Source organism: Nonomuraea sp. NPDC004702 (genome assembly GCF_053601695.1).
Genome location: NZ_JBSGCE010000013.1, coordinates 178,241 through 194,910, shown reverse-complemented (window position 1 = coordinate 194,910; position 16,670 = coordinate 178,241). Strand labels below are relative to the sequence as shown.

Annotated in this window: 14 protein-coding genes; 9 read left to right on the top strand and 5 right to left on the bottom strand. The window is 71.7% G+C overall.

Annotated features, from left to right (window positions below):
• The 3 genes from ACWEJ6_RS19045 to ACWEJ6_RS19035 all read left to right on the top strand — a co-directional run.
• On the top strand, positions 1-339 hold a 339-nt coding region (locus tag ACWEJ6_RS19045), incomplete at its 5' end, for an aldehyde dehydrogenase family protein (protein ID WP_452425021.1).
• Positions 340-424: 85 nt separating this feature from the next.
• Positions 425-1,594 carry an extracellular solute-binding protein gene (locus ACWEJ6_RS19040; RefSeq protein WP_452425019.1) on the top strand — a complete coding sequence of 390 codons (1,170 nt, stop codon included), beginning with the start codon at positions 425-427 and terminating at the stop codon, positions 1,592-1,594.
• A 224-nt stretch (positions 1,595-1,818) separates the two neighbouring features.
• Entirely contained in the window at positions 1,819-3,033 is a 1,215-nt protein-coding gene (locus tag ACWEJ6_RS19035) for a saccharopine dehydrogenase family protein (RefSeq protein WP_352362956.1), read from the top strand.
• A 33-nt stretch (positions 3,034-3,066) separates the two neighbouring features.
• Here the strand turns inward: ACWEJ6_RS19035 and ACWEJ6_RS19030 are convergent, their stop codons facing one another.
• Positions 3,067-3,267 (bottom strand): hypothetical protein, encoded by a 201-nt coding sequence (locus ACWEJ6_RS19030; protein WP_352362958.1) that lies wholly within the window; start codon positions 3,265-3,267, stop codon positions 3,067-3,069.
• Between the two features lie 210 nt (positions 3,268-3,477).
• Positions 3,478-4,806: a 4-aminobutyrate--2-oxoglutarate transaminase gene (gabT, locus tag ACWEJ6_RS19025; protein WP_364340474.1), complete on the bottom strand. Its 1,329-nt coding sequence runs from the start codon at positions 4,804-4,806 to the stop codon at positions 3,478-3,480.
• A 124-nt stretch (positions 4,807-4,930) separates the two neighbouring features.
• Here gabT and ACWEJ6_RS19020 point away from each other — a divergent pair, with 124 nt between their 5' ends.
• On the top strand, positions 4,931-6,781 hold the full coding sequence (locus ACWEJ6_RS19020) for a PucR family transcriptional regulator (RefSeq protein WP_452425016.1): 1,851 nt from the start codon (positions 4,931-4,933) through the stop codon (positions 6,779-6,781).
• Between the two features lie 80 nt (positions 6,782-6,861).
• On the opposite strand, the gene ACWEJ6_RS19015 is transcribed toward ACWEJ6_RS19020, so the two are convergent.
• Positions 6,862-7,509, bottom strand: coding sequence for a TetR/AcrR family transcriptional regulator (locus ACWEJ6_RS19015; protein ID WP_352362964.1), 648 nt, complete (start codon positions 7,507-7,509; stop codon positions 6,862-6,864).
• Between the two features lie 291 nt (positions 7,510-7,800).
• Here ACWEJ6_RS19015 and ACWEJ6_RS19010 point away from each other — a divergent pair, with 291 nt between their 5' ends.
• The gene (locus ACWEJ6_RS19010) at positions 7,801-9,228 is read left to right on the top strand and encodes an aldehyde dehydrogenase family protein (protein ID WP_452425013.1); all 1,428 of its coding nucleotides are present in this window, start codon (positions 7,801-7,803) and stop codon (positions 9,226-9,228) included.
• An 81-nt stretch (positions 9,229-9,309) separates the two neighbouring features.
• On the opposite strand, the gene ACWEJ6_RS19005 is transcribed toward ACWEJ6_RS19010, so the two are convergent.
• Together ACWEJ6_RS19005 and ACWEJ6_RS19000 are read right to left on the bottom strand one after the other, a co-directional pair.
• Entirely contained in the window at positions 9,310-10,413 is a 1,104-nt protein-coding gene (locus ACWEJ6_RS19005) for a trypsin-like serine peptidase (protein ID WP_452425011.1), read from the bottom strand.
• A 55-nt stretch (positions 10,414-10,468) separates the two neighbouring features.
• Entirely contained in the window at positions 10,469-11,482 is a 1,014-nt protein-coding gene (locus tag ACWEJ6_RS19000; RefSeq protein ID WP_452425009.1) for a peptidase, read from the bottom strand.
• Between the two features lie 198 nt (positions 11,483-11,680).
• On the opposite strand from ACWEJ6_RS19000, the gene dxr reads away from it, so the two are divergent.
• The 4 genes from dxr (at position 11,681) to ACWEJ6_RS18980 (ending at position 16,670) form a co-directional block, all read left to right on the top strand.
• On the top strand, positions 11,681-12,871 hold the full coding sequence (dxr, locus tag ACWEJ6_RS18995) for a 1-deoxy-D-xylulose-5-phosphate reductoisomerase (protein WP_452425007.1): 1,191 nt from the start codon (positions 11,681-11,683) through the stop codon (positions 12,869-12,871).
• Between the two features lie 40 nt (positions 12,872-12,911).
• Positions 12,912-14,081: a flavodoxin-dependent (E)-4-hydroxy-3-methylbut-2-enyl-diphosphate synthase gene (ispG, locus tag ACWEJ6_RS18990; protein ID WP_358298617.1), complete on the top strand. Its 1,170-nt coding sequence runs from the start codon at positions 12,912-12,914 to the stop codon at positions 14,079-14,081.
• Positions 14,082-14,210: 129 nt separating this feature from the next.
• Positions 14,211-15,791, top strand: coding sequence for an alpha/beta hydrolase (locus ACWEJ6_RS18985; RefSeq protein ID WP_452425005.1), 1,581 nt, complete (start codon positions 14,211-14,213; stop codon positions 15,789-15,791).
• Positions 15,792-15,827: 36 nt separating this feature from the next.
• Positions 15,828-16,670 (top strand): GNAT family N-acetyltransferase, encoded by an 843-nt coding sequence (locus ACWEJ6_RS18980; protein ID WP_352319456.1) that lies wholly within the window; start codon positions 15,828-15,830, stop codon positions 16,668-16,670.

Genomic DNA, 16,670 nt, shown 5'->3' with positions numbered 1-16,670 from the left:
CCGGTGTTGTCGGTGGTGCGGGTGTCCTCGTACGAGGAGGGCCTGCGGGTGATCAACGAGGGTGTGTACGGCAACGGTACGGCGATCTTCACCAATGACGGGGGCGCGGCGCGCCGGTTCCAGAACGAGGTCGAGGTGGGGATGGTCGGGATCAACGTGCCGATCCCGGTGCCGATGGCGTTCTACAGTTTCGGCGGGTGGAAGTCGTCGTTGTTCGGTGACACGCATGTGCATGGCACCGAGGGGGTGCAGTTCTACACGCGGGGCAAGGTCGTGACCTCGCGCTGGCTGGACCCGTCCCACGGTGGTGTGAACCTCGGCTTCCCCACGAACGGGTAACTCACGCCTCACGGCAGGGAGGGACCGGCGTCCCTCCCGGTCCCGTCCCCGGTAAGCTCCAGCGCAACGGACAAGGGGGGACATCGTGAGACGCCGTCGCATATCCGCCGTGGCGCTGGCCGCGGCGGCGCTGGTCGCCGGCACGGGAGCGGTGTCCTCGGCTGCCGGGCAGGCGGCTCAGCAGGCAGCACAGCCGGCCGCCAAGCCCAGCCCGAAGCCGACCCCGTCGGCCACGCCGTCGCCCACGGCCACCCAGAGCGACGGCACGCTGCAGATCCTCACCTACCGCGGCTACGCCGAGTACGGCGGCCTCAGCTCCAAGGCCAACTGGGTCGGCTCCTTCGAGAAGGAGACCGGCTGCCGCCTGGCCCGCGTCGACACCGTCCGCACCGCCGAGGAGATGGAGCGGGCCGTCGCGGCCGCCGAGCGTCCGTACGACCTGATCTCGGCGGGCCCGGCGCTGGCCGGCGACCTGATCACGCGCAAGCTGGTGCAGCCGATCGACCCGGCCAAGGTGAGCGGCTACGACGACCTGAACGAGCGTTTCCGCGACATGACGAAGGTGTCCGGCAAGGTCTACGGCGTGCCGTTCCTGTGGGGGTACCACGAGTTCATCTACGACTCGGCCAGGGTCAAGGACGCGAGCATGAGCCAGGTGTTCGCCTCCGGCCGGGCCGCGCTCCGCGACACCCCGCTGACCATCGCCGACGCCGCGCTGACCGACGCCACCGTCAAGGACCCGTACGAGCTGAGCCAGGAGCAGCTCGACCGGGCCATGGCGCTGCTCGGGCAGCAGAAGGAGCGCACCTACTGGCGCAAGCCGATCGACCTGATCAAGGGCTTCGCCACCGGGTCGCTGGATTACGCGCAGGCCACACCGTACTATCGCCTGCTGCTGCAGAAGGCCGGCAAGCCGGTCCGGACGGTCGGCGCCAAGACGGCCACCGGCTGGCTCGACTCCTGGATGCTCGGCGCCAACCTGCCCGACACCACCTGCGCCTACCGCTGGCTGACCTGGATGACCGCGGCCGACGCCCAGCGCGACGCGGCCGCCTGGGTGGGGCTCGCGCCGGCCAACGACAAGGCGTGCAAGGGCCGGGCCAAGTCGATCTGCGACCTGTACGGCGCCGACGACCCCAAGCGGCTCGACCGGATCGCCTTCGCCGTCCGGCCCCCGGGCGGTTGCCGCGGCGAGGACGGGGAATGCACTGATTATGCCGTCTGGGGGAAACGGTGGGCCGAACTCGCCGAGTAGGTGAGATCTCTGCCCCCGCTCGACCCCATCGCGGGCGCGCCTTCCCCCGGGTGCGCCTGCTGAGACGCCCCGGGCCTTCCCCCCTGTCCCGGGGCGTCTCGCCGTCTCCGGGCTGAAGGACGTCCACGGCGTCTTGCTGTTCCCGGGCTGAAGAGCGTCCAGGTGCCGGGACCCGTCGGTGCGAAAATTCGACTGAATGACCAGTCAGTGAGTATGGTCTCTCCATGAGAATCCTTCTTGTCGGCGCTGGAGGCGTCGGCTCCGCCGTGGTGCCCATCGCCGCCCGCCGCCATTTCTACGAACACATCGTGGTGGCCGACTCCCAACAGAGCCGGGCGGCCCGCGCCGTCGCCGCCGTGGACGACCCCCGCTTCACCGCCATCCAGCTGGACGCCTCCGACCGGGCCCAGGTCGCCGCGGCGCTCCGGGAGCACCGATGTGACGTGCTGTTCAACGCGGTCGATCCGCGCTTCACGATGCCGCTGTTCGAGGCAGCCCTGGAGGCCGGGGCCCACTACCTGGACATGGCGATGTCGTTGTCGAAGCCGCATCCGCGCGAGCCGTACCGCAAGCCCGGGGTGAAGCTGGGGGACCGGCAGTTCGAGCGCGACGGCGAGTGGCGCGGCGCGGGCCGGCTCGCGCTGGTCGGCATGGGCGTCGAGCCGGGGCTCGCGGACGTGTTCGCCCGCTACGCCGCCGACCACCTGTTCGACGAGATCGACGAGATCGGCATCAGGGACGGCGCCAACCTCGTCGTGGACGGCTACGACTTCGCGCCCACGTTCTCCATCTGGACCACCATCGAGGAGTGCCTGAACCCGCCCGTCGTCTGGGAGGACGGGCAGTGGCGCACCACCGAGCCGTTCAGCGAGCCCGAGGTGTTCGACTTCCCCGACGGCATCGGGCCCGTGGAGTGCGTGAACGTCGAGCACGAGGAGGTGCTGCTCGTCCCGAGGTGGATCCCGGCGCGGCGGGTGACGTTCAAGTACGGGCTCGGCGAGGAGTTCATCGGCGTGCTGAAGACGCTGCGCAAGCTGGGGCTGGACAGCGCCGACAAGATCAGGGTGGGCGGGGCGGAGGTGGCGCCGCGCGACATGGTCGCCGCGAGCCTGCCGGACCCGGCGACGCTGGGCGCCCGCATGCGCGGCAAGACCTGCGCGGGCACGTGGGTCAAGGGCACCGGCAAGGACGGCTCGCCGCGCGAGGTATACCTGTACCACGTGGTGGACAACGAGTGGTCGATGCGGGAGTACGGCTCCCAGGCCGTCGTGTGGCAGACGGCGATCCATCCGGTCGTCGCGCTGGAGCTGGTGGCGACCGGGGTGTGGAAGGGCGAGGGCGTGCTCGGCCCCGAGGCGTTCGACGCGGTGCCGTTCCTCGACCTGCTGCGCGAGTACGGCTCGCCGTGGGGCCTGCGCGAGACGGCCGCGGCGGCCTGACGGTCGTGACGGCCGGCCGGTCTAGCGGCCGGTCTAGCGGCCGGGGAAGGCCACCACGGTCGCCATGGGAGCGGGCAGGAGCGCCTCGGCGCATTCGGTGCAGGCGAGCACGGAGGAGTTGTCGGGCAGTTTGCCGACCCGGACCCGGGGCCGCGGCCACCTCTTGTGGCACACCACGCAGGCGTCGCCGTCGCGCTGGGCCGGCGTCAGGCCCTCAGGGTCGAACGTCAACATACTCCGTGCCGTTCTGGTGGGACCCCAGTTCATCACGCTCCCAGCTGCCATCGCCCCTCCGCATGTCCGGATCCGTTATAACCCTGACCGAGGCCGTGATCGTCTAGCTGAGCGTCAAGCCAGGGTGAATTCTCTACCCGAGTGACCTGCGTTACACACACAAAATCGGGCATCCAGCCGCAAGCCGGATGCCCGATTTTTCGGTCTTTGCTATAGAGCGGAGATGGCCTTCTCCAGGATCCCCAGGCCCTCCTCAAGCAGGTGCTCGGGCATGACCAGCGGGGGCAGGAAGCGCAGCACGTTGCCGTACGTGCCGGCAGTCAGGACCACCAGGCCCTCGGCGTGGCAGCGCTTGACGATCTCCTGGACGGCCGCCGGGTCCGGGTTCTTCGTGCCCGGCTCGACCAGCTCGATCGCGATCATCGCGCCGCGTCCGCGCACGTCGCCGATCGCCGGGAACCGCTCCTGGAGCGAGCGGAGGCGGGGGAGCATGATCTCGCCGATGCGGCGGGCCTTGGCGACCAGGTCCTCCGACTCGATGGTCTCCAGGACGCCGAGCGCGGCCTCGCAGGCCAGCGGGTTGCCGCCGTACGTGCCGCCCAGGCCGCCGACGTGCACGTGGTCCATCAGGTCGGCGCGGCCGGTCACGGCGGCCAGCGGCAGGCCGCCCGCGATGCCCTTGGCGGTGCAGATGATGTCGGGGACGACGCCCTCGTCCTCGCAGGCGAACAGGTCACCGGTACGCGCGAAGCCGGTCTGGACCTCGTCGGCCACGAACACGATGCCGTTCGCCCGGCAGAACTCGGCGATCCGCGGCAGGAAGCCCCTGGCCGGGACGATGAAACCGCCCTCGCCGGCGATCGGCTCGATCACCACGGCGGCCACGTTCTCCGCCCCGACCTGCTTGTTGATCTGGTCGATGGCCTGCGCGGCGGCCTCCTCCGCGCAGTTGTCCGCGCCCGTCGGCCAGCGGAACGGGTAGGCCAGCGGCACCCGGTACACCTCGGGCGCGTACGGGCCGAAGCCCTGCTTGTACGGCATGTTCTTGGCGGTCATGGTCATCGAGAGCAGCGTGCGGCCGTGGTAGCCGTGGTCGAACACCACGACGGCCTGCCTGCCGGTGGCGTGCCGGGCCACCTTGACGGCGTTCTCGACGGCCTCGGCGCCGGAGTTCACCAGGAAGGTGCGCTTCTCGTGGTCGCCGGGGGTCAGCTCGTTGAGCTTCTCGCAGACCTGCACGTACGACTCGTACGGGGTGACCATGAAACAGGTGTGGGTGAAGTCGGCCGCCTGCTTCTGGACGCGCTCGACGACCTTCGGCGCGGAGTTGCCCACGTTCGTCACGGCGATGCCGGAGCCGAAGTCGATCAGAGAGTTCCCGTCGGCGTCCTGGAGGATGCCGCCGCCGGCGCGGGTGACGAAGACCGGCAGCGTGGTGCCGATGCCGGAGGGGACGGCGGCCTGCTTGCGGGCCAGCAGCTCCTGCGACTTGGGGCCTGGGATCGCGGTCACGACGCGCCGCTCCTGGGGAATGCTCATGGGCTCGACGCTACGTCGGGCTCCGACCTGGGCCGATACGTCGATATGGCACACTGGGGGTGCTCGCCTTTGCCGGAATGGACAAACTCGTATGGCACCTTCGCTACGCACCGTGGCGCGACGGATGAAGTTGCGTCAGCTGGCGGGCGCGGCGGCCGCCGGAGCGCTCGACGCGGAGGTGCGCTGGGTGGCGGTCAGCGAGTTGGAGGACCCGACGCCGTTCCTTGAGGGCTCGGAGCTGCTGCTGACGACCGGGATCCGCCTGGAAGGCGACTTCTCCGGATATGTCGCCCGACTGGTGGGCCGTGAGGTGGCCGGGCTCGGCTTCGGCGTCGGGCTCTCCCATGAGCACGTCCCTGCCGCCCTGGTCGCGGCCGCCGACGAGGCGGGGCTGCCGCTGTTCGAGGTGCCGCGCGAGACGCCGTTCATCGCCATCGGCAAGGTGGTCAGCGAGCTGCTCGCGGCCGAGCAGTACGACGAGATCACCCGCGCCTTCGCCGCGCAGGGGCGGCTGACCCGGGCGGCGCTGCGTCCGGAGGGCATGCACGCGGTCATCGACCGGGTGGCCAAGGAGATCGACGGGTGGGCGGCGCTGCTCGACGAGACGGGCGAGGTCCGGCACGCCACGCCGGGGGCCGACGTGCCGGTCGTGGTGGCCGAGCTGCGCCGGCTGCGCGCCGGCGGCCCGGCAAGACCCCAGCCCGACCAGACCGCCGGGGCAGAGCGCACTCTCACCGGCGAACCCGTCGCCACCGCGGGGAAGGGCGGCGAGCGGGTGCGCGGTGGCGTGCCGGGTGGGGGACGCGTGCGGGGTGGTGGCCAGGCTGGTGAGCGGATGGACGGTGGCGCGCCGGCCGGCGAACGCGTGCGGGGTGGTGGCCAGGCTGGGCAGCGGGTGGGCGCCGGCGTGCCGGTCGGGGCGAGGAGGCGCGGTGCGGTCCAGGCCGGTGAGCGGGTGCCGGCGAGTCTTGCGTTGTCCGGGCCCGACGAGCACGTCGTGATCCAGCCGCTCGGCGGCGGTCCACGGCCGCGCGGCTTCTTCGCGGTCGGCGCCCGCAAGCCGTTCTCGCCGGTGACCCACACGGTGATCAACGCCGCCGGCTCGCTGCTCACGCTCGCCATGGAGCAGGGCAGGGCCCAGCGGGAGGCCGGCCGGCGGCTCCGCTCGGCCGTGCTGGAGCTGCTGCTCGGCGGGGCGGTCGAGCAGGCGCGGGCAGTGGCCGGCACGCTCGGCGCGCGGCTGCCCGGCGAGCTGCTGGTGGTCCTGGCGGCGGGCGCGGCCGCCCTGGAGACCCTGGAACCGCACGGCTTCACAGCGCTCCTCGACGACGGCACCGGCGGTGAAGGCGGCGCTCACGGCGGCGCTCACGGCGATGGTTCCGGCGGCGGTCACGGCGATGGTTCCGGCGGCGGTCACGGTGGTGGTTCCGGCGGCGGTCACGGTGGTGGTTCCGGCGGCGGTCACGGTGGTGCCAGCGGCAGGGGGAGGGCTGGCGGGTTTCAGGGCGGGGAGCCGGTGAGTGTCTGCCTGGTGTCGAAGGGGGGCGCGGAGAAGGTGGCGCGGGAGGTGGAGGGGCCGGTCGGGTTGAGCTCGCCCTGCCGCTACGACGGCCTGCGCGACGCGCTCGACCAGGCACGCCGCGCGCTGGCCCACAGCGACGGCGGCGTGACGCGCTTCGCCGACCTGGCCGGGCAGGGCCTGCTCGCGCTGCTGGACGCCGACACTCTGCGCGCGTTCTCCGGCGCGCTGCTGGCCCCGCTCACCGCGTACGGATCCCGCGCCGACCTGGTCGAGTCGCTGCGCGCCTACCTCGACAGCAACGGCCACTGGGACGCCGCCGCCCAGCGGCTCGGCGTCCACCGGCACACCCTGCGCTACCGCATGCGCCGCGTCGCCGAACTCCTCGGCCGCGACCTCGACGACCCGGGCGTACGGGCCGAGCTGTGGCTCGCCCTGGAGGCGGCCCGCCGCTGAGCCCGCCGCTGGGCCCCTGGGCCACCGCTGGGCCCGCCGCTGAGCCCATCAATGGGCCCGTTGCTGGCCTGCGGCGTGCTTCAGCGGCCGGGGGCCGAGGGCAGGCTGTCCTTGTCCACCAGGTAGCAGCAGATCGTGGCCAGGGTGACCGCCTCGTACGTGCGGTCGTCCCGCAGGTGGCCGGCCCGTTCCAGGCTGATCGCGCCCTGCGCGGCGGCCCAGAGCGCGTCGGCGATCTTGCGCGGCTGGGTCGGCGTCAGGTAGCCGGCGGAGATGCAGTCGGCGATCACCCGGTCGAGGATGTTCAGCGCCGCGCGGGCGAGCGTCCTGGCCCGCTCGCTGGGCTCGAAACCGGGGATGGCCCGTTCGAACATCAGGTTGTAGTAGCCGGGCTCGGACAGGCACGCCTGCCGGTAGGCGGGGCCGAGCGCGGTCAGGTACTCCAGCGGGTTGCGCCGCTGCGGGACCGCTTCGAGAAAGCGGCGGAAACGCTCGAAACCCTCCAGATACAGCGCCTCGGCCAGGCCCTCCCGGTTGCCGAACATCGTGTAGATGACGGTCGTCGTGCAGCCGGCCTCGGCCGCGATCCTGCGCATGGTCAGACTGTCGGGACCCTCGCTCTGAAGCAGGTTCACCGCCACGTCGAGCAGGCGGGAACGGAGTTCGTCGTGGGTGGCGCGCTCGCCCAGCAGGTAGGCGCCCTGCAGGCCCAGCGGGGTCGAGGTCATGCGACCTCCCCAGCGACCAAGGAGCTCAGTGTCCTTGTGACCTCACGTTGCTCGGTCACGGGGCCCACGCCTTTCTGATCGGGGGCCCACCGCGCTGGAGACCCGCACCCGATGACTTAGCCATGGCGGAGATCGCTCAAACCACTCCGCATGGTAAACATCCCGAATTGGGTCTACTTCTGTTACATCATGGGTATACACCAGGGCTTGTACTTAACGGTGAGCGCTCATGGGAGTCTTGTGCACCGTGGTGTAAATCCCCGGACTCCCGCTTGGCATAACGTCGTGGGTATGGACGTGCGTACCTTCTGGCTTGCCGGCCGGCCCGCCACCGGCGAAACCGATCTCACCGTGACCAACCCCCATGACGGTCGTGCGGTCGGCCGGTACTCCGTACCGACCGATGCTCAGGTCGAGGAGGCCGTCGCGGCCGCCCACGCGGTCTCGCGCGAGGCCGCCGCGCTGCCCGTGCACGTACGTGCCGAGGCCCTGGCCCACGTCTCGCGCCGGCTGGCCGAGCGGGCCGACGAGATCGCCCACCTGATCACCGCCGAGAACGGCAAGCCGATCTTCTGGGCGCGCGGCGAGGTCAACCGCGCCATCTCCACGTTCCGCTTCGCCGCCGAGGAGGCCCGCCGCTGGTCCGGCCAGGTGCAGCGGCTGGACACCGAGCCGGCCGCCGCGGGCCGTCTCGCCTACGTCTCCCGCGTGCCCAAGGGCCCGGTGCTGGCGATCACCCCGTTCAACTTCCCGCTGAACCTGGTCGCCCACAAGGTCGCGCCCGCCATCGCCGTCGGCGCCCCGATCATCGTCAAGCCCGCGCCGGCCACGCCGCTGTCCTCGCTGGTTCTCGGCGAGATCCTGGCCGAGACCGACCTGCCCGCGGGCATGTTCTCGGTGCTGCCCGTGCAGAACGAGCGCGCCGCCGCCCTCGTCGACGACCCCCGCCTGCCCGTGGTTTCCTTCACCGGCTCCGCGCCCGTCGGCTACGCCATCGCCGACCAGGTGCCGCGCAAGCACGTGACCCTGGAGCTGGGCGGCAACGCCGCGGCCGTCGTGCTGGCCGACGCCGACCTCGACTGGGCCGCGCAGCGCATCGCCCTGTTCTCCAACTACCAGGCCGGTCAGAGCTGCATCGCCGTCCAGCGGGTGATCGTCGAGCAGCCGGTCTACGACGCGTTCGTCGAGCGGCTGCTGCCGGCCGTCGGCGCGCTCGTCACGGGTGACCCGGCCGACGAGAAGACCCAGGTCGGGCCGCTGGTGTCGGAGGCCGCCGCCGAGCGTGTGGAGCAGTGGGTGCGCGAGGCGGTCGCCGCCGGCGCCCGCGTCCTGGCCGGCGGCACCCGCGAGGGCGCCACGGTCGCGCCGACCGTGCTGGCCGACGTCCCGCACGACGCCAAGGTGGCCTGCGAGGAGATCTTCGGGCCGGTCATGATCCTCCAGCCGGCCGCGTCGATCGACGAGGCGTACGCCATGGTGAACGACTCCAAGTACGGCCTCCAGGCCGGCGTCTTCACCCGCTCCCTGGACGCCGCCTTCAAGGCCAACCGCGAGCTGGAGGTCGGCGGCGTGATCATCGGCGACGTGCCGTCGTACCGGGCCGACCAGATGCCGTACGGCGGCGTGAAGGACTCCGGCATCGGCCGCGAGGGCCTGCACTCGGCCATGGAGGACCTGACCTACGAGAAGGTCATGGTGCTCACCGGCCTGTCGCTGTAGCTCCCGGCCCGCCCCGCGCCTCCCCGGCGCGGGGCGGTCGTGCGTCCGGCACCGCTTTTCAGGCGCGTCCGGCGGTGGCTTTCAGGCGCGTTCGGCCGTGGCGTAGACCGTCTTGGCGGCCTGGCCGAAGTACGGGCCGTACATGGTGTGCTGGTCGTCGCTGTACTTGAAGCTGCTCAGCGAGGTGACCGTGCCGCGGCCGGTCATCGGGTCGAAGCCGGACAGCCAGGGGCCGCCGCTCGACCCGGCGGTCATGGCGCAGCCGAGCCCCTGGTCGTGCGTCTGCTTGTACGGGTCGTCGCGCAGCCGCCCGGCGCAGTAGACGAGCTGGTCGCCGTCGTAGGGCGGGTCGGCCGGGTAGCCGAAGCCGTAGGTCTGGCCGCCGCGCGCGGTGTTGAAGGCGATGTCCTGGGTGCCCACCACGTCGGCGACGTGCCGCCCGCCCGAGGTGGCCAGGGCGACCATGCCGACGTCGTGGTTGTCGTCGCCGGAGCGCGACCAGGGGGCGGAGACGAACATGCGGCGGGCCGCGTACTGGCCGTAGGGCTGCTCGCCGCCCCTGCCGTAGCCGGGGACGAACGTCCAGTTCTGGGCCCATTCGCCGGCGCCGTCCTTGACGCAGTGGCCGGCGGTGACGACGAGGTCTCTGCTGGCGCTGGTGACCGTGCTGGCCGAGCAGACGAAGTCGGCGCCCGCCAGGGTGAGGAACACCCGCCCGGTGGTCCTGGTCACGGCTCCGCCGGTGCTCCAGCGCGCGCCGATCGTGCTGGCCTGGGGCCGCGACGACGCCTGGTGCCGGCGGCCGACGTTGATCTCGGTGCGGCCGCCGGACCCGTCGGACCCGCCGGACCCGCCGGACCCGCCGGGCTTCGTCTGCACCCCGCCGCGCCCGGTCAGGCCGCCGAGCAGGCCGTCGCCGTCGGTCACGGAGTCGAGCAGACCGATGGGCAGGGCCGCCGCCATGCGCTGCGGGGTCCAGTAGCCGAGCACGCGCCGCTGCTCGGCGTCGCTCCGCGCGGCCTCGTGCTCGACCACCATGCTCCGCCGGGCCGCGGTGTGCTCGACGGCCTGCTCGACGGCGGGACGATCGACCTGGTGCTGGCCGGGGACCGCGCCGAGGATCGCCGGTCCTGTCAGCCCCGCGATCAGCGGGGCGGCCGCAAGCAGGGAGGTGCTCAGGGTCATGGCCCCCGAGTGTGCACCACGACGTGTGTTCTTGCGGCTACTTTCCGTAAATTGATCAGAGTGCGCCGGTGGTTTGCGCTGCTTGGTAAACGGCCTGTGCTTCGTTTCCGAAATACGGGCCGAACATCCAGTTAGGGGCGAAGTTGTATTTGAAGCTGTTGACCGAGTTCTGCGTGCCGAGACCGGTCGACTCGTCGAAATTCAGCATCCACGGGCCGCCGCTCGCGCCGCCGGTCATGTCGCAGGTCAGGCCGAGGTCGTCGGAGAGCAGGAAGTCGTCGAACGTGCGGCCGCTGCAGTAGATGAGCTTCGAGCCGTCGTAGGGGGCGGCGGCCGGGTAGCCGAAGGAGTACATCTGCCGGCCACGCGGCTGGTTGAAGGCCACGCCCTGGCCGCCGACGACGTCCACCAGGCTCTTGCCGTCCACCTGGGCCACCACGGCGGCGGCCACGTCGAAGTTGACGTCCTCACTGGCGTTCCACTGGGGGGTGGTCAGCAGCTTGGCGGCCGGCCAGGTGCCGAAGGGGCGCTGGCCGGCGGCGTAGCCGGGCACGAACACCCAGTTCGTGTGGAAGGCGCCGCCGAGCTTGACGCAGTGGCCGGCGGTCAGCACCACGCTCTTGTTCGCGCTGGTCACCGCCGAGCCCGAGCACGAGGCGCTGCGTCCCTGGTAGGTGAAGAAGACCCGGCCGGTGGTCTTCACGACGGCGCCGCCGCCGCTCCAGGGGGCGCCGGAGCTGTTGGCCGACCGGAGCTGCCGCCCGTCGTCCCGGCCGCCGGTGGGCGGCGCCTGCCAGGGGGTGCCGCCGCCGGGCTCGCCGGGCTCGGCCGCCGCGCTGTGGGCCGACTTCCCGCCGTTCTCGGGCGCGGGCAGGTCGAGCGGCTGCGCGCTCTCCATGCGGGCCTCGGTCCAGTACCGCGTGACCTGCCGTTGCTCGGACGTCGAGTCCGCGGCGGCGTGCTGGGCGGGACGGGGTGCCGCGCCGGCCTGGGCCGCGGTGCCCGGGAGCAGGGCGATGCTCCCGGCGGCGAGGGTGAGGATGGAGAGCAGGGCAAATCTGCGGGGCATTACGTAACCTCCCGAAACCGGAGCTGGGGCTTGGAAGGTAGCCGCACAATAATCAGGATTTCTCAAGATATGCGCATCCCGATATAGCGATATTTGGACTTAAATGGCCTGGGTTATCGCGCGTCACTCAGGAGCCGGGATCGCGCCGGTCGGCCCCTCACGTGCCCGTCCGCGTCCGGCAGCGGGGACAATGGACACGTGCATGCAAAGACCCTCCGCTCCGTCGTCGTGCTCGGCTCCACCGGCTCGGTCGGCACCCAGGCCCTCGACGTCATCGCCGCCGACCCCACCGGGTTCGAGGTCACCGGGCTCGCGGCCGGGGGCGGCAGGGTCGAGGAGCTGGCCGCGCAGGCGGCCCGGTTCGGCGTGGAGGTCGTGGCGGTGGCCGACGCCGCCGCCGTCCCGGCGCTGAAGGAGGCGCTGGCCGCGCGCGGGGCGTCCCCCGTCGTGCTGGGCGGCCACGAGGGCGTCGCCGAGGTCGCGGGCTGGCGATGCGACACCGTGCTCAACGGCATCACCGGCGCGCTGGGCCTGACGTCCACGCTGGTCGCGCTGGAGGCCGGCCGCACGCTCGCGCTGGCCAACAAGGAGTCCCTGATCATCGGCGGGCCGCTGGTCAAACGGCTGGCCGCGCCGGGGCAGATCCTGCCGGTCGACTCCGAGCACTCGGCGGTGCAGCAGTGCCTGTGGGCGTCCGGCCCCGGCGGCCACGACCCCGCCGCCGTCAGGCAACTCGTCATCACCGCCAGCGGCGGCCCGTTCAGGGGCATGAAGCGCGAGGAGATGGCCGACGTCACCCCCGAGATGGCGCTGGCCCACCCGACCTGGTCCATGGGCCCGGTCATCACCATCAACTCCGCCACCCTGGTCAACAAGGGGCTGGAGGTCATCGAGGCCCACCTGCTGTTCGACATCGGCTTCGACCGCATCGAGGTCGTCGTCCACCCGCAGTCGGTGATCCACTCCATGGTCGAGTACGTCGACGGCTCCACCATCGCCCAGGCCAGCCCGCCCGACATGCGCCTGCCGATCGCGCTCGCGCTGGCCCACCCGGCCCGCGTGCCCGGCGCCGCCCGGCCCGTCGACTGGACCAAGGCCCACACCTGGACCTTCGAGCCGCTCGACGACGCGGCCTTCCCGGCCGTCGCGCTGGCCCGGCACGTCGGCGCCGAGGGCGGCACCGCGCCCGCCGTCTACAACGCCGCCAACGAGGTCTGCGTCGAGGCGTTCACCAGGGGCGGGCTGCGTTTCCCCGCGATCGTCGACACGGTCGCCAAGGTCGTCGAGGAACACCGCGTCACCCCGGCCTCCAGCGTGGAGGAGGTGCTGGCCGCCGACGCCTGGGCCCGGGCGCGTGCGGCCGAACTCACAGCCGGGCAGTCCTTCTAGCTACCTAGACTGGGTAGCGTCGTCACACCTAAGGGTAGAAATGTCTTCTGTAGCACTTGGCATCCCGACGGTCCGCCCCAAGCCGCTCGCCGAACGCCGGCACTCCCGCCAGATCATGGTCGGCAGCGTTCCCGTGGGCGGCGACGCGCCCGTCTCCGTCCAGTCGATGACGACGACGGTCACCGCCGACGTCAACGCCACGTTGCAGCAGATCGCCGAGCTGACGGCGTCCGGCTGCCAGATCGTGCGCGTGGCCGTCCCGTCGCAGGACGACGCGGACGCGCTGCCGATCATCGCGAAGAAGTCCCAGATCCCGGTCATCGCCGACATCCACTTCCAGCCGAAGTACGTGTTCGCGGCCATCGAGGCGGGCTGCGCGGCGGTCCGCGTCAACCCGGGGAACATCAAGAAGTTCGACGACAAGGTGGGCGAGATCGCCAGGGCGGCCGCCGACCACGGCGTGCCGATCAGGATCGGCGTCAACGCCGGGTCGCTCGACCCCCGCCTGCTCCAGAAGTACGGCAAGGCCACGCCCGAGGCGCTGGTGGAGTCCGCGCTGTGGGAGTGCTCGCTGTTCGAGGAGCACGGCTTCAGGGACATCAAGATCTCGGTCAAGCACAACGACCCGGTCGTCATGATCAACGCCTACCGGCTGCTCGCCGCCAAGTGCGACTACCCGCTCCACCTCGGCGTCACCGAGGCCGGCCCCGCCTTCCAGGGCACGGTCAAGTCCGCCGTGGCGTTCGGCGCGCTGCTGGCCGAGGGCATCGGCGACACCATCCGCGTCTCGCTGTCCGCGCCGCCCGTCGAGGAGGTCAAGGTCGGCGCCCAGATCCTGGAGTCGCTGGGGCTGCGCGAGCGGGGGCTGGAGATCGTCTCCTGCCCGTCGTGCGGCCGGGCCCAGGTCGACGTCTACACGCTGGCCGAGCAGGTCCAGGCGGGCCTGGAGGGGCTCAAGGTCCCGCTGCGGGTGGCCGTCATGGGCTGCGTCGTCAACGGTCCCGGCGAGGCGCGCGAGGCCGACCTCGGCGTCGCCTCCGGCAACGGCAAGGGCCAGATCTTCGTCAAGGGCGAGGTCATCAAGACCGTGCCCGAGTCGCAGATCGTCGAGACCCTGATCGAGGAGGCCCTGCGGCTGGCCGAGGAGATGGGCGTCGAGGTCGACCTCGACGACGACGACGTCTCCGGGCCCCAGGTGACCGTGGGCTGAGTGCCCCGAGGGGCCGGTTACCCGGTGCAATGGCCCCATTACAATCTGGCAAGCCTTTCCCCATACCCAGCGTCATGACCCGCTCGCCCGCGGGAGCATCACAGGGCCATGACGAGGGGGAGGGGCTGGGTGAAGCGCGTATTCAGTGTTGCCGTCGGCATCGCGGTGCTGGTCGCCGGGGTTGTCAGCGCGGACGGTGTGGCGTCGGCCGGCAGGGGCGCGGCCTGGGGGGCGCAACAGGTGGTGTGGGGGCCGTGCCCGGCGAAGGAGGGCAAGACGGTCCGGGCCGACCTGGAGTGCGCCACCGTACGCGTGCCGCTCGACTACCGCGACCCCTGGGGCCAGTCGATCAAGCTGGCGATCAACCGCATCAAGGCCAAGGTGTCCAGGGACGGCAACCATCTCGGCACCCTGCTGATCAACCCGGGCGGTCCGGGGGCCTCGGGCCGTGACCTGACCGAGTTCGTCTCGAACGGGCTGCCGAACAGGCTGGGCGAGCGCTACGACGTCGTCGGGTTCGACCCGCGCGGGGTCGGCGGCAGCGAGCCGTCGCTCCACTGCGTGGACCCCGACACCTACTACCGGGCGCCGCGGCCCGACGCGGTGCCGCACACGGCCGCCGACGAGAGCAGGCTGCTGGCCAGGGCCGACGAGTACGCCACCCGCTGCGGCGACCTCTGGGCCTGGATGCTGCCGCACCTGACGACCGAGAACTCGGCCAGGGACATGGACACGATCAGGGCGGCGCTGGGCGAGGAGAAGATCAGCTACCTGGGCTACTCGTACGGCACCTACCTCGGGGCCGTCTACGCCACCCTGTTCCCGCAGCGGGTCAGGCGGCTGGTCATGGACAGCACGGTCAACCCCGAGGGCGTCTGGTACCGGTCGAACCTGGGCCAGGACGTCGCCTTCGAACGCCGCCACCGCGCCTTCCTGTCCTGGACGGCCCGGCACAACGACGTCTACCGGCTGGGCGGCACGCTGAAGCAGACCTCGTTCGCCTACTACGCGATGCGCGACCGGCTGCGCACCCGCCCGGCCGGCGGCGTGGTCGGGCCGAGCGAGCTGGACGACACCTTCACCCTCGGCGGGTACACCGACCGGGTGTGGCCGGAGTTCGCCCGCGCCTGGTCCGCCTACGTGCGCAAGGGCGACGTGCAGCCGCTGGTGGAGGCGTACAACCGGCGCGGCAAGAACGACGCCGACGACGAGAACGGCTACGCCGTCTACCTCGGCGTGCAGTGTCGCGACGCCGCGTGGCCGCGCGACTGGGTCAAGTGGCGCACCGACATGACCCGGCTCCACCACAGGGCGCCGTTCCTGACCTGGCCGAACGCCTGGTTCAACGCGCCGTGCGCGTTCTGGCCGGTCAAGGGCGGCACGCCGGTCGCGGTGCACGGCTCGCCGAAGCTGCCGCCGGTGTTGTTCCTGCAGTCGCGCGACGACGCCGCGACGCCGTACCGGGGGGCGCTGGCCATGCACCGGCGATTCCCGCGCAGCGGCATGGTGATCGACGAGGGCGGCAACCACGGCGTGTCGCTGGCCGGCAACCGATGCGTGGACGGCCACCTCGCCGCGTACCTGGCCGACGGCACGCTGCCGGCCCGGACGGCGTCCTGCGCGGCCCTGCCGGACCCGGCTCCGGCCGCCCACATGGCCGCGCGCGGCGCGCAGGGTCACGATCGGCTCACCGACGTGCTGTCCCGGTGAGCTATTCGGGGGACGTTCGCGTAGTCTGACCATGTGATGCTGCGTACATCGGCGTCGCGCGTGCTCGACGACAGCGACCGGGACGAGGTTCTCGCCCTGCTTGACTGCGATCCGGTCGCCAACGTCTTCGTCTCCTCCCGGGTGCGGGCCGTCGGACTCAATCCGGCACGCCTCGGGGGGCAGATGTGGGGATTCGGGCCGCGCGGCGGGCTCGTGTCACTCTGTTACGCCGGCGCGAACATGGTGCCGGTCAACGCCGGCCCCGAGGCCGTGCACGCGTTCGCCGACCGTGCCCGCAAGCAGGGGCGCAGGTGCTCGTCCATCGTGGGCCCCGTCGAGGCGGTGTCCCTGCTGTGGGAGCGGCTGGAGCCGCACTGGGGCAGGGCGCGGGCCATCCGGTGGGCGCAGCCGGTGATGGCGACCTCCAGCAAGGCTCCCGTGCCCGCCGATCCGCTGGTGCGCCGGGTGCGGCCCGAGGAGTTCGACATCGTGCTGCCGGCGTGCGTGGCGATGTTCACCGAGGAGGTGGGCGTCTCGCCCAACCTCGGCGACGGCGGCGCGCTCTACCGCACCCGGGTCGCCGAGCTGATCCGCATCGGCCGCTCCTACGCGCGCATCGACGACGGCCGGGTGGTGTTCAAGGCCGAGGTGGGCGCGGTCACGCCGCACGCCTGCCAGATCCAGGGCGTGTGGGTGGCCCCCGACCAGCGCGGCAAGGGCCACGCGGTGGCGGGCATGGCGGCGGTCGTGGAGGCGGCGATGAGCTGCTTCGCCCCCGTCGTGTCGCTCTACGTCAACGACTTCAACCACTCGGCGCGGGCCGTCTACCGCAAGGTGGGGTTCCGCGAGGTGGACACCTTCATGTCGGTGTTGTTCTGA

What these genes read in the sequence shown, in the direction of transcription:
- ACWEJ6_RS19035 (WP_352362956.1), top strand. Translation starts at nt 1,819, where the DNA reads ATGAGAATCCTTCTTGTCGGCGCTGGAGGCGTCGGCTCCGCCGTGGTG.
- ACWEJ6_RS19030 (WP_352362958.1), bottom strand. Translation starts at nt 3,267, where the DNA reads ATGTTGACGTTCGACCCTGAGGGCCTGACGCCGGCCCAGCGCGACGGC.
- gabT (WP_364340474.1), bottom strand. Translation starts at nt 4,806, where the DNA reads ATGAGCATTCCCCAGGAGCGGCGCGTCGTGACCGCGATCCCAGGCCCC.
- ACWEJ6_RS19020 (WP_452425016.1), top strand. Translation starts at nt 4,931, where the DNA reads ATGAAGTTGCGTCAGCTGGCGGGCGCGGCGGCCGCCGGAGCGCTCGAC.
- ACWEJ6_RS19015 (WP_352362964.1), bottom strand. Translation starts at nt 7,509, where the DNA reads ATGACCTCGACCCCGCTGGGCCTGCAGGGCGCCTACCTGCTGGGCGAG.
- ACWEJ6_RS19010 (WP_452425013.1), top strand. Translation starts at nt 7,801, where the DNA reads ATGGACGTGCGTACCTTCTGGCTTGCCGGCCGGCCCGCCACCGGCGAA.
- ACWEJ6_RS19005 (WP_452425011.1), bottom strand. Translation starts at nt 10,413, where the DNA reads ATGACCCTGAGCACCTCCCTGCTTGCGGCCGCCCCGCTGATCGCGGGG.
- ACWEJ6_RS19000 (WP_452425009.1), bottom strand. Translation starts at nt 11,482, where the DNA reads ATGCCCCGCAGATTTGCCCTGCTCTCCATCCTCACCCTCGCCGCCGGG.
- ispG (WP_358298617.1), top strand. Translation starts at nt 12,912, where the DNA reads ATGTCTTCTGTAGCACTTGGCATCCCGACGGTCCGCCCCAAGCCGCTC.
- ACWEJ6_RS18980 (WP_352319456.1), top strand. Translation starts at nt 15,828, where the DNA reads ATGCTGCGTACATCGGCGTCGCGCGTGCTCGACGACAGCGACCGGGAC.